The sequence below is a fragment of the Kistimonas scapharcae genome (assembly GCF_039540975.1).
Lineage (GTDB): Bacteria > Pseudomonadota > Gammaproteobacteria > Pseudomonadales > Endozoicomonadaceae > Kistimonas > Kistimonas scapharcae.
Map to the genome: position 1 here is coordinate 1 of NZ_BAABFL010000397.1, position 13,415 is coordinate 13,415.

Genomic DNA, 13,415 nt, shown 5'->3' on the forward strand with positions numbered 1-13,415 from the left:
AAAAATCAGGCTCGCCAATACGTAAGGTGACGGGGGTGTTCAAGTAGACCAGAATCGGTGTTCAAGTAAACCAGAATATGCATATGCTGCTCATCTCTTTTCTTTGCCTTGTGAGCAGTTCGCTTTCTCTCGGTTTTCTTGCGTTCCGCAGTTTCAGGGCAGTAAAAATCAGGTCCGGAATTACAGTTTAACTCACGGCTAACAGTGCCCAGCGTGTCAGCAATAGCTTTGAATGACAGTCCATTTTTCAGCATCTCCTGAAGCTGGTATCGTTGACCCAGAGTCAGCTGTTTGTAGTGTTTGGTTTGAGTGCTCATTCCAGACATCCATTTCAGAGTGTGACAACTTAGAAATCTACTGACAGCTGCCTCACTTCTCAAATTTCAGCCCGTTGCACTTATTGTATTAATATGGCAACACTTTTCTGCCATTAACACAGCACGATGAATAGCTGTTTCCATCACGGCTGCAGCACTCACCCCCAGTGTGTTGACATTAACTGGCGCTATCTCGCCAGTACCCACTGAGAATATCGTGTCACCATCATTTAAGGTATGGACCGAGCATAACCATCATCGGCGGCTGTTATATATACGTAATCAACGGATCTGATTCATCACCAGAGCAATGGGTCATGATTCATGATCTGTTGATCGTATAGAATCCGCGATTTTTGAGTGGCTCATGGCTGTAGTTCAAGTTACGTGTATTCATTGCACTTGTGATACATGACCCTTTTTCAAGCTTTTGCTCAGCCTACTGGCACTGCGTCTGATAGGTATGACGTTCAGTTAAATGGCAGTGAGCTTCATAAAATCCAGAACGTAATAAAAGAATGCTATATATCGCAGGAAATATATCGCCTTCTTTGATAAAGGTGCATCAACCACAAAATGGAAGGCCAATTTAACTATGCTTTCTTAATGAACCTCCTGTCTTGCACGGATAGCAAATGGCAAAAAACGGCATTCCAACGTCACCGGTTCCGGCCACGCAACACATCTACATTCAGGCAGGCAAACCCCACTACGGAGCCAGCGGTGGTATCTTTGGACGCTCGGTAAAAATTGTCCAGGTCCCGATACAGTATGTCATCCCCATTACCGCGCAAAACACGGTTATTCACGTACCCAGGGGCTGGAACGTTCAGATTATCCAGTATCCCGTCATGTATTACCCCCCCATGGCTGCGCCACAAGCGGCGCTGCCCGCTTACCAGGGGCAATACCAGCAAACCTATACCCCTCAGAAGCCACAACAGTCATCTGGGGAAGCTTTGCGAAATGAGTACAACCGGTTATGGCAGCAGGATGCCTCAATCAGTCAGGATCATGTCCTTGAAACGCTGGCAACCTATTTAGGTCCATCACTGCAAAAGAAAGGATTTCCCGCTAAAACGCTGTCTGAGGCAAAGGCAGTTATCCAGGATATTGCACAAGACATGGCCCTGAAAACCGTGCGACATGTCGAATACTTCATCAAGGACGTCGACAGTTATGAACAGTACAACAGTTTCTTGAGTTCACATACTCCCGAAGCATCCAAGGTATCAGCTCCCATACCTGACACTGTCGAAGACGACAACCTCCTTCCCCAAGAACCAAAATCAGTAGCTTCCACAATCAAAGAGGCAGAAGCAGAAGATACTGACATCAGTGATGAGGCATTGGCAGAACTGGAAGAAATCACCTATCCCCAGACAACAATCGAAGTACCTGAAACACTTCTATTCCCTGCAGTGCAGCTAACAGAGACAATCCCTACACCCTGGCAGGAGCAAGAAAGTCACGCCCCCTCACACAACACCGCGACCAACATCCCTCCGTTACCGCAATCAACGGATGCTGTCTCCACAGTTAAGACCAGTGAAGGCAATCTACCGGATCAAAGCTCTGTAACCGCACTAACATCAAACGACCAGGAAACACCGGTTGATAAACCCATTGATAAAACGTCTGACCAACCATCACCAATCAGAACAAAACCAAAGCCGCCTCCCAAGCCCAAAGATTTAGCTCAAAAAGCAGCAAAAGCTACAACGACTGTCAAACCGCCCTCTAGCAAGACAATAACTGCTGACAAACAGCCGACACCACACTCTCATGAAGCCGATATCAAGACGGAAAAAGATGTTCGGGCAACACGCACAACCCCTGTGAGCCAGCGCGAACAGTCAACAGAAACACGTCCTCTAGCAGGAACAAACACACAAGGCACACAAACCCAGAGCACCTCGCGCTCACAGGATTCCCAGACGACCAAACCAGTTCAGGCAACCTTCAGCACGCAAACCCTGAACGGCGGTATTACCAGACAAGCTGTAACCGACACATCAAAGCAATCATCAACCATCGGGACGGATATAGAAAAAACGAACGCCCCGTCCGACACCGATACACCAACCAGCTCCCCCAAGCCGCAGGGTCATCGTGGGAGTGCTCCAGTAACCCAAACTGGAGCAGCATCTGTGGGTAGCATTCACTATGAGAATATTGCCGCTCTGCACCCTAACAATGAAACGGGTCCATCACTGAAAACAGAGAACCAGGCATCGCTACTGCAACCTGATCAGGCTAATGCAACCAAGACCCAGCCACAAAAACGCCCCCAGGTTCCCTATAAATCTCTGGCAGTAAGGCTCAAAGCAGCATTGATCAACTTTTTTCGTCTGGGATCAAAATCTGACACTGCCCTCACTAACAGCGAAGCCCCCTCTGCTAAAAGCCCTTCATCGATAGCATCCAGCGATGCATCCGATATTGCAGATCTAGCCTCTTTTGAAGGAGAGCATAGCGACGATACCGTTGATGATGTGGAGAGTCAGCCGGGATCAGTTGATTCAACCGACACGAGTGAGATCGATTCCGAGTATGACGACGATGAAGAGTGGGATGATGAATGGAACGATGAGTTAGAAAGTCATACGTATGAAAATATCAGTATTTTGAAAGAGCCCGGGAATGATGGCAATGTCGAAACAGCCGCCCCCTCAAACCCTTATGAAAATACCAACAAACTACACACTTACGAAAATATCAGCCAATTACATACGTACGAAAACATCGACGTACTGAACCAAACGGGCGTTGGCGATACGACTGTAACAACCGCCCCCCCCCTAGAAAGCGCTTCACATACCGATGAAAATCTGCATATTCTGAAAGAACCTGACACAACCAGAGAGGTTCTCGACCATGACAGCAATGATGCAACCCCGGACGACTTCATCGAAGATGACACAACGGACATTGCATCGCAGACCGCATCGATTGAGCAGCATGATTTAGCTGCACCTCCCCAGGAAACGCCTCCGGTTTACGCCACTATCGACAAGAGTAGGAAGCAACCGGCATCCATTGCTTCATCAGACTCTGGCTTCGGTGAAGCCTCACCGCGAGACATCATGGATGATGACATCAGCCTGGCGGATGAATCAGGAGATGACCTGGTAGATATAGCCACCAAGGAACGCATGCTACAGGGATGGGGAGAGCTGAAAGTCAGCTGGAATGAATACAAAAATCTCTACCGGGCCTTATCAAAAGGCGCAGATCTTAAGAACCCGAATGACCGGCTGGCCAATGCCCAAGCGTATGCCAAGCTGGCATCGCAAGCCAAACCGTTGAATGAAAAGCTGCAGGCGACACTGGTTGCGTTACACAAAGATATCAACACACATTTTCAAGATACCGACCCGGAGGCACTTCCAGCCTGGGCCCAGCACGTCAAGCAAGATGCCGATACCATCATTAATGAGTACAGAAAGCTTGAAACCCTAAGGAACAGGCCAAAAAACAACCCTCCGAAAGTCAGATAATCATTTTATTCAGCCTTTACGGCCGTTGGGACTCCAATCTCCCACTGGCCATCCCGCCCCCATAACTGGCAAACTATGCCGATTATTCTTTTCCACTGACACCGCGCGCCGAACCTGAGACACCGGCCCGGCGGTGCTATGTTTGGAAAACCGTTTCAGAACCGGACGACAGAATGACGGACCAGATCGTAATCGGTGACGACGGCGTCGAACGCCAGTCACTGCGGGCCTATACCGAAATGGCCTACCTCAACTACTCCATGTACGTAATCCTGGATCGGGCGCTGCCCCACATCGGCGACGGCCTCAAGCCCGTGCAGCGCCGGATTGTGTACGCCATGAGCGAACTGGGCCTCAAGAACACCGCCAAGTACAAGAAATCCGCTCGTACTGTCGGTGACGTACTGGGTAAATACCACCCCCACGGCGACAGCGCCTGCTATGAAGCCATGGTGCTGATGGCTCAGCCCTTCTCCTACCGTTACCCGCTGGTCGACGGCCAGGGCAACTGGGGTTCCCCGGATGATCCGAAATCCTTCGCCGCCATGCGTTACACAGAGGCGCGCCTGGGCGCCTATGCCGAAGTGCTGCTCAGCGAGCTGGGCCAGGGCACGGTGGAATGGCAACCCAACTTCGACGGCACCCTGGACGAACCCTGCACGTTGCCGGCACGGCTGCCCAACCTGCTGCTGAACGGCACCACAGGCATCGCCGTCGGCATGGCGACCGACATTCCTCCCCATAACCTGAAGGAAGTGGCCGAGGCCTGTATTCACCTGCTGGACAACCCCGCTGCCGGAGTTGAGGACCTGTGTGAATTCATCAAGGCGCCGGATTTCCCGACTGAAGCCGAGATCATCACCCCGCGGGATGAAATCCTGAAAATGTACCACCAGGGTCGCGGCAGCCTGCGGATGCGTGCAGTCTTTATGCGGGAAGGCCCGGATATTGTCGTCACCGCCCTGCCACACCAGGTTTCCGGCGCCAAGGTGCTGGAACAGATCGCCGACCAGATGCAGAAGAAAAAGCTGCCCATGGTCGCCGACCTGCGTGATGAATCAGACCATGAAAACCCGACCCGCTTGGTGATTACACCCCGTTCCAACCGGGTCGACGCAGAACAGCTGATGAACCACCTGTTCGCCACCACCGATCTGGAACGTACCTACCGGGTCAACATGAATATGATCGGTATTGACGGCAAGCCCCAGGTGAAGTCGCTGGACAAGATCCTGTTCGAGTGGCTCACATACCGGACAGAAACCGTCCGTCGTCGTCTGCAGCACCGGCTTGACAAGGTGCTGGCGCGTCTGCATATCCTCGAAGGTTTGCTGATCGCCTTCCTGAACATTGATGAAATCATCGAGATCATCCGCACCGAGGATGAACCGAAAGAAGCGCTAATGAGTCGGTTCGGGCTCTCCGAGCGTCAGGCAGAAGCAATCCTCGAGATCAAGTTGCGCCAGCTGGCCAAGCTGGAAGAGATGAAGATCCGTGGCGAACAGGATGAACTCAGCCAGGAACGGGATGCCCTGGAACTGACCCTGAGCTCCGAGCGCCGACTCAAGACCCAGGTCAAGAAAGAGCTGAAGGCGGATGCAGAGACCTTCGGCGACGAGCGTCGCTCACCACTGGCGATTCGCAGCGAAGCCCGCGCACTGTCTGAAACCGAGCTGATGACCGCTGACCCGGTCACTGTCGTACTGTCGAAGAAGGGCTGGGTACGCGCCGCCAAGGGCCATGATATCGACGCCGCCAAACTCAGCTACAAGTCTGGTGACAGTTACCTGCTGTCCGTTCAGGGGCGCAGCAACCAAGCGACAATATTCCTGGATTCCACTGGCCGGGCCTACACCATCGCCACCCATACCCTGCCCTCGGCCCGCAGCCAGGGTGAGCCGTTGACCGGCCGGGTCAACCCGCCACCCGGCGCTACCTTCGACGCAGCGCTGATCGGCAACGATGACGACCACTACCTGCTGGCCAGCGACGCCGGATACGGTTTTGTCACCCGCATCGCCGACCTGAGCGCCCGTAACAAGGCAGGTAAAGCGGCGCTGACCCTGCCCAAAGGAGCACGGGCACTGCCGCCGGTATCCGTGAAAGCAAAGGAAGAACTTTACGTCGTTGCCATCAGCAATGAAGGCCGGATGCTGGTGTTCCCGCTCAGCGAACTGCCGGTCATGGCTCGTGGCAAGGGTAACAAGTTGATCAATATTCCTTCTGCCAAGGCTGCCAGCCGTGAAGAATATGTGGTCAGTGTCGCCCTGCTGGGCACTGACGATAGCCTGGTCGTCCATTCCGGCAAGCGTTATATCCGCCTGAAGCCGTCTGACCTGGATCACTACCGGGGCGAACGCGGCCGCCGCGGCAACAAGCTGCCCCGCGGTTTCCAGAAGGTGGATCGGATTGAGACCCTCAGCAAAGGAAATGATCCAGAAGAATAATCGCTTGAACTGCTGGCCAGTTTCGGCCGGCAAGGTTTCCCCCATACATAATCAAAAAGCCCCTGAGAGGGGCTTTTTAGTCACTTCATCTGACCGTGAATCAATTCGCCAGCTCGATCTTACTGTAATCCACCACTTCATCTTCCTCGGCAGACCTTATCTGCATGACCTGCTTACGTTTGGTCATCAGGATATAGCTGAAGCAGGCGAAGAACAGGGCAATCACCAGCGCACCGACCCACTGGATCTGAAGGAAGTCGAGTTTAAACAACAGTGTTAGCACACTCATGACCGCAATGTTGGCCAGGATGTATTTCACCTTACCTAACCGCGCCACGGTCAACTTGAGGTTATCGGTATACAAGCGGATCAGGGAATCCATTGAATTGATCACGAAGGTCACACCAACAAATACCATCGCCAGGTTATAGAATCCGGCGGTTTCCAGCCCATTGGCATGGTAGTAGTACAACACCGAGAACCAGATGCCCAGCGGAATAGACGGCACCACCAGCATAGCGGCAAACAGCTGCCAGGTGGTCAGGCCGCCGATAAAGCGGGAGGTAAACTGGCCGATCATGATGCTCCATGAGAACCACCAGAACAGGTAAAACTCGTGATAATCATTCATGGGAAGGACGAACTCATGAATATTGCCGAAATAGCCACCCAGCAATGCCACGGTCTTGGCCATTTCCACCGCACCATTCTCGGTCGACAGCATCGCGCCGCCCCACATGACAGCAATCAGTCCCAAGAACAACAGACTGGTCGAAATACTCAGAAAGCGCACATAACGAAGGCTGGTACTGGAATAGACGGCAATGGCAATAGCAACAAACACAATCAGGTAGAACGAAGCGACAATGGTCTCACCATCCCCGACCTGCGGCAGGTACCAGGGCAGGTTTGCCAACAGCAGATAAGCGGTGAAAGCACACGTACCGATGATGACAATATTGTTGATGATCTTCACCAGTGGCCGTTCAAAGAAGCCCACCTTTGGCTCAATCACGCAGAAGTAGAAACAGGTCAGGAAATAAAAGGCCCAGATCAGGAATCCCCAAAATCCAAACTCAATGGCCAATGGGTTGGTAAACCCGTACTCAGGGCTGGCCTGCAAATCCGCATAGCCGGCAAACTCAGTTAGCGGGAACATGATCAGTCCCACGTCGAGACCCGAGGTGAACAGAATGGCAATAAACGTCAGGGTCCGTACCGGTGTATTACCAATACAGCGGACATTGCCCCATTTGATCAGGATGAGCACCACCGCAAGGAAGGTGAACAGCATGCCGGCAGATAACCAGGCAGTCATAGGTTTCTCCAGAGTTACTCGTTTTTATTATTAGATTGTTGTGTCCTGCCCGCGTAGTTATCGTTTTATCAGGCAGTTTTCATATAGCCGGTTATCCCTGACCGACCCCAAAACACTCAATATCGTTCGACTCACTGCGGTGTGTAACGCGCCTGCCCCATACAGGTGTTATTCAGCAGTCAGTCGTTCATTCACGCCACGGTGCGCTCAGGCGTACCCACACGCTGTCGTTCTCGCCAATTGTCATCCATACCCACCGCTACCGTCGAAGGCGCCAACGGAATCTTACCCCGGATAATATCCGCCGCCTTTTCCGCCACCATGATGGTCGGCGAATTCAGGTTGCCGTTCGGAATGGTTGGAAAAATGGAAGAGTCGACTACCCGTAAGCGGTTAATACCACGTACCCGGGTGTCAGGATCAACTACTGCCAGTGCATCAGTTCCCATACGGCAGGAACAGGACGGGTGATAGGCGCTTTCCACCGCACCGCGAACGAAGGCATCAATCTCTTCATCCGTTTGCACCTCACTGCCTGGCTGAATCTCATCCGCACGAAACGGATCCAGAGCTGGCTGGTTGATGATTTCCCGTGTCAGACGTACACAGTCGCGGAAACCTTCCCGGTCCACCTCACTCTCCAGGTAGTTAAACTGGATACGCGGGCTATCGGACGGGCTTGCACTTTTCGCCCGAATCCAGCCACGGCTCTTCGGTTTGTTATGACCGATATGCACCTGAAAACCATGACCATCGAAAGCACTGCGTCCGTCGTAACGCATGGCGGCTGGCAGGAAGTGGTATTGCAAATCGGGCCACTCCACGCCGGCTTTTGATCGGATGAAACCACAGGATTCAAAATGATTGGTGGCACCAAGGCCTTTTTTATCCAATAGCCAACGGGCGCCTATCAGCCCCTTGCTGAACCAGTTCAGCTTGCCGTTCAGGGTGATAGGCTGCTTGCACTTGAACTGGAAATAGAATTCCAGGTGATCCTGCAGGTTTTCCCCGACACCGGGCAATTCATGCTGTACGTCAATACCGGCGTCGTCCAACACATCCTTCGGACCAATACCCGACAGCTGCAGCAGATGCGGTGATCCGACCGAACCCGCCGAGAGAATAACTTCCCGCCTGGCTCGAACATCATACTCCTTGCCCTGTTGCTCATAACGAATGCCTGTCGCCGTCTTACTCTCCAGCAATACCTTATGCACCAGCGCGTGAGTGATGACCGTCAGATTCGACCGCTGCATAGCGGGCCGTAGATAAGCATTCGCTGTTGACCAGCGACGTCCATTTTTCACGGTCATGTGCATAGAGCCGAAGCCTTCCTGCTGTCGTCCGTTATAGTCGGACGTAGCAAAGTACCCCGCCTGAACACCCGCATCGACAAAAGCTTTGTAGAGAGGGTTCTTCATCCGGTTGCCATTGTTGACACCGAGGGGGCCACTGCTGCCCCGGTAGTCATCCCCCCCAAACGCCCAGGTTTCCGCTTTCTGGAAATAGGGCAGACAGCGTGAGTAGTCCCACCCTTCCGCCCCATGGGACTGCCATTCATCGAAATCCCGTGCATGGCCGCGTACATACACCATACCGTTAATCGATGACGACCCGCCCAGCACCTTACCCCGGGGGCAGTGCATCCGACGGTTATCAAGGAAAGGTTCCGGATCAGTTTCAAACTGCCAGGCAAACTTCTCCATATTCATCGGGATGGAGAGCGCCGTGGGCATCTGAATGAAAATACTGCGGTCACTGCCACCATTTTCCAGCAAGAGTACGCTGACATTGGCGTCTTCCGTCAGACGATTCGCCAGCACACAACCGGCTGATCCGGCCCCCACAATGATGTAATCGTAATTCGATACTGTTGACATAAACTGCGCTGCCTTATGGGTTAAAAGGGGCTTTCCAAAGGAGTCATGCCCACATAGACAGACTTCAGCTGGGTGTAGTGTCGCAGGGTCTCCATACCGTTCTCACGACCAATACCGGATAACTTGTAACCGCCTACTGGCATCTCTGCAGGCGAAAGCCCATAGCTGTTGATCCAGCAGATGCCGGCCTGCAGCCGTTGAATCACCCGGTGCGCCCGACGGATATCACGGGTATAGACACCCGCTGCCAGGCCATAAGTGGTGTCATTTGCCCGACGAATCACCTCAACTTCATCCTCAAAGACGAGCAGCGCCATTACCGGCCCGAAAATTTCATTTCTGGCAATCGTCATGTCATCACGGCAATCCGTGAAAATGGTGGGCTCAACAAAATATCCATTCGGGACAGCAGCAGGCGACAACGGCTTTCCGCCATGTAATAACGTCGCTCCCTCTTCCAAACCTGACTGGATAAAATTCATCACGACCTGGTGATGCTTCGCAGAAATCAGCGCGCCGAAATTGGTTTCCGGATCCATGGGATCACCGGCCACAATATTGTCGCGGGTTCGCGCCAGCAGTTTTTCCACAAAGGTTTCGTACACCGAGCGGTGCACAAAGACCCGGGTTCCGTTAGTGCAGATTTCCCCCTGGGTATAAAAATTCCCCAGCATGGCCGCAGATACCGCTTCATCGAGATCGGCGTCCTCAAAAATGATCAGGGGGGATTTGCCACCGAGTTCCATGGTGACTTCTTTCAGTGACGACGCAGAAGCCGCCATCACCTGCTTGCCGGTATTCACCTCACCAGTAAACGAAACCTTTGCAATATCCGGATGGCCAGTCAGCCAAGCGCCGACGACTGCATCCCCCAGCACAACATTGAAGACACCGGCTGGCACACCGGCTTCAATAAAAATCTCAGCCAGTTTCAGGGCTCCATGGGGGGTTTCCTCGGATGGCTTGAAGATCATGCTGTTGCCACAGGCCAGCGCCGGCGCCGATTTCCAGCAGGCAATCTGTAACGGATAATTCCAGGCGCCAATGCCTGCACAGATGCCTAACGGTTCACGTCGGGTGTAATAGAAATCTTCACCGAGACTTTGCTGGTTACCCTCGATGGCCGGCGCAAGCCCGGCAAAGAATTCGATGGAATCTGCACCGGTCACCACATCCACGACAGACGCCTCCTGCCAGGGCTTGCCGGTATCTGCCACTTCAATAGCCGCCAGCTCATCGTTACGCGCCCGCAGCAGGGCTACCGCTTTTTGCAGAATCCGGCTACGTTCCATACCTGTCATCGCAGACCAGTGTTCAAAACCCCGCTGAGCACTGGCTATCGCTGCCTGGCGGATGGACTCATCCGCTACTTCGGCCTCGTAAGCGACCTTTCCGGTAGCCGGGTTGATCACCTCGAAGGTTTCCCCACTGCTGTTACTACGATAGTCGCCATCCACAAAATTCCTGAGGCGCATCAAACTTCTCCGTACTGCTGAATCTGTTGTTCTATGAAATGTCGGCACAGCTGTTCCGCTTCGCGGAAATCAGTTTCTGAGGCCGGACTTAAGGTGCTGCGTAACCAGAAACCATCGATCATGGCCGCCGTCATGCGGGCGGCATTCATGGCGTGCTGTCGGTTGGGAATCAGTTGTCGGTAGGAATAAAGCAGGTTGCTGAGCAGGCGTCGGCTGTTCACCGCCTGCAGACGCGCCAGCCCCGGCTCATGCAGGGCGCGGACCCAGAAACAGAGCCAGGTGCGTATGGCGGGTGATGACTGCTGAAAACCACTGAAATTGACAGCAACGATATGGTTCAGCCGCTGGTGTGGGTTAGCGGTTTGCTCATCGGTAGCGGATAACAATCCCTGCCGGAGCTGCTCAAGCAGGTGCCGTACGGCAGCTTCAATGAAACCCTGCTTCCCGCCGAAGTAATGGCTGATAATGCCGGACGACAGACCCGCCAGCTGGCTGATCCGGATGATGGTAGCGCCCTGGAAACCATGGGACTCAATGCATTGCAACGTGGCATCAATGAGTTGTCGACGGCGGATGGGTTCGATCCCGACTTTTGGCATGCTGTTTTTATTGAATGACCAATTAGTTACAAGTCTAATGATTTGATATCGATGATTCAACACTCAAAAAAACACCCACAACAGGTTAAATGATCGACTAAGTTAAGCATCAACAAGCATTTTTGACACACTTGGAATTTATAACTCTAACAATAAGCCTTTTATTACACGTGGAGATACCGCCTCATCAGCATTCGCCTTCGTATGTTTGGACAGGTACCTACGTTGAAGCATACAGTTATAACGACAGCCTTTTTATTGAGCATCAGCCTGATGGTTCATGGAGACTTTTCCCTGCCGCAAACAACATCCAGGCAACTGGTGGTGGTCACAGCCCCAGGCTGGAGCGCCACAACAGGCCATCTGTTCACCTTCGAGAAACAGGAGGATCAGTGGGTGCCTGCTGGATTGCAGGATCAGGTCAACCTGGGGCGAAACGGTCTCGCCTGGGGATTAGGGTTGCACCCGAACCAAACCGGCCCCTACAAGCAGGAAGGTGATGGTAAGGCGCCCGCTGGCGTATTTGAGCTGGGAACAGCGTTTGGCAAATACAATGCCGTAAACACCGGACTGGATTATCAGCCACAGGACGCAGGCCATTACTGTATCGATACTGAAACCAGCCCCCGCTATAACCAGATAGTTCATGTGAGCGAAGTGGGAAAAAACGCTATCAGGGATTCAACGGAGCCTATGCGACGCGATATTCATGCGGGTGATCATCTTTATGATAAAGGCATCGTCATCAGACATAATCCCGACAACATCCCGGGAAAAGGCTGTTGTGTTTTTATTCACCTGTGGCGAAGCGCAGGCAAGCCCAGTGCCGGCTGCACGACGATGGAGGAATCCCAGCTGGATACACTGCTGGCATGGCTGGATAAAGACAGCAAACCACTATTCGTAGTATTGCCTGAAAAGGAATATCAGAAAAATCAACCGTTATGGCAGTTGCCGGTGCTGTAACGCGACCTGGCCTGCAACTCAGTAGAACAAGGTCAATGAGGCCGGGCAACACAGGCATGAAGGATGATGCCACCATGGAATGGTGTGATAGCGACTCATCTCAGTGAGCCATTCCTACACTATTCCAGATCATCGAACTTTTTGGCAAACGACTCCCCCAAAAGCGCTTTCACTTTTTCCCGGCACTCTTCAACGCATTCAGATTCATCCATATAGTCAACCTTGGCCGCATTCGAGGGCCCGAACAACTCCAGCATGATCTGTTTGCACTGCTCTTTTCGGGTTGGACCTGAGCTTTCGTCAGAACCGTTCATACCATCAATCGAAACTCTTGATAGCAATCCATCCACCCCAGACAAAGCTGATCGAACCAGCGGTCAAAAGTGTCCCCATCACCGGGAACAGCAGCTCTTCATCAATCAATTCCATCACGGCTAAAAGCTCAAATCCCGCATGGCAGAAGACGGACATAAAAATACCGGCAGTGATGAATTTGAGGGTCTTACCAATCACCCCCCCAAACTGGGTAGCTACTTTCAGCAGCACCACCATGGCGATAGATGAAAACAGCATGGCTGCAGCATTAGCAAAGTATTCAAAATCCATGTCACATTCTCCGGCTTAAAAGATATGCCAGTATCGTCGGCCTGACAGATCGCATCTTTAATCAATGGACTTTCGGTGACAGTCCTCTCATGCCGGTTGCGACTTATGGGGTTTTCACAAAAACTGAACTAACACAGCACCAACAAATCAGGCAGAATCATTAACGATTCATGGAAAACAAACACCTGCCTGCAGCCTATAACGGAGAATAATAAATGCTGGAACTTGAAGTGGTTATAGTTTTCCGGACACACAAACAAGGGTAATCTTGAAACCCTATTAAGGTGTGTGAGCATGTCGGAAAAGA

9 protein-coding genes and 1 pseudogene are annotated in these 13,415 nt (G+C 52.4%); 3 read left to right on the plus strand and 7 right to left on the minus strand.

Annotation, left to right across the window (positions count from 1 at the left end; genetic code table 11):
• Positions 1-71 precede the first annotated feature (71 nt).
• Positions 72-317, minus strand: a pseudogene (locus ABD892_RS14820) (helix-turn-helix domain-containing protein); the annotation flags it as partial.
• A gap of 1,124 nt (positions 318-1,441) precedes the next feature.
• Here ABD892_RS14820 and ABD892_RS14825 point away from each other — a divergent pair.
• Both ABD892_RS14825 and parC read left to right on the plus strand, forming a co-directional pair.
• A complete protein-coding gene (locus ABD892_RS14825) occupies positions 1,442-3,817 on the plus strand; it encodes a hypothetical protein (protein WP_345196637.1) in 2,376 nt (791 codons plus the stop codon).
• A gap of 173 nt (positions 3,818-3,990) precedes the next feature.
• Positions 3,991-6,264, plus strand: coding sequence for a DNA topoisomerase IV subunit A (gene parC / locus ABD892_RS14830; RefSeq protein WP_345196638.1), 2,274 nt, complete (start codon positions 3,991-3,993; stop codon positions 6,262-6,264).
• 100 nt (positions 6,265-6,364) lie between these two features.
• On the opposite strand, the gene ABD892_RS14835 is transcribed toward parC, so the two are convergent.
• The 4 genes from ABD892_RS14835 to betI form a co-directional block, all read right to left on the minus strand.
• Entirely contained in the window at positions 6,365-7,582 is a 1,218-nt protein-coding gene (locus ABD892_RS14835) for a BCCT family transporter (protein ID WP_345196639.1), read from the minus strand.
• 191 nt (positions 7,583-7,773) lie between these two features.
• Complete coding sequence (betA, locus tag ABD892_RS14840; protein WP_345196641.1) at positions 7,774-9,462, minus strand: choline dehydrogenase; 1,689 nt, start codon at positions 9,460-9,462, stop codon at positions 7,774-7,776.
• Positions 9,463-9,482: 20 nt separating this feature from the next.
• Positions 9,483-10,937 (minus strand): betaine-aldehyde dehydrogenase, encoded by a 1,455-nt coding sequence (gene betB / locus ABD892_RS14845; protein ID WP_345196642.1) that lies wholly within the window; start codon positions 10,935-10,937, stop codon positions 9,483-9,485.
• Positions 10,937-11,536 (minus strand): transcriptional regulator BetI, encoded by a 600-nt coding sequence (betI, locus tag ABD892_RS14850; protein ID WP_345196643.1) that lies wholly within the window; start codon positions 11,534-11,536, stop codon positions 10,937-10,939. The genes betB and betI overlap by 1 nt, the downstream gene beginning before the upstream one ends.
• A gap of 225 nt (positions 11,537-11,761) precedes the next feature.
• Between betI and ABD892_RS14855 the strand changes: the two genes are divergently transcribed.
• Positions 11,762-12,502: a L,D-transpeptidase family protein gene (locus tag ABD892_RS14855; RefSeq protein ID WP_345196644.1), complete on the plus strand. Its 741-nt coding sequence runs from the start codon at positions 11,762-11,764 to the stop codon at positions 12,500-12,502.
• Positions 12,503-12,621: 119 nt separating this feature from the next.
• Here the strand turns inward: ABD892_RS14855 and ABD892_RS14860 are convergent, their stop codons facing one another.
• Positions 12,622-12,816 (minus strand): hypothetical protein, encoded by a 195-nt coding sequence (locus tag ABD892_RS14860; RefSeq protein WP_345196645.1) that lies wholly within the window; start codon positions 12,814-12,816, stop codon positions 12,622-12,624.
• Between the two features lie 4 nt (positions 12,817-12,820).
• Positions 12,821-13,108, minus strand: a complete 288-nt coding sequence (locus ABD892_RS14865; protein ID WP_345196647.1) for a hypothetical protein — start codon at positions 13,106-13,108, stop codon at positions 12,821-12,823.
• Between the last annotated feature and the right edge of the window lie 307 nt (positions 13,109-13,415).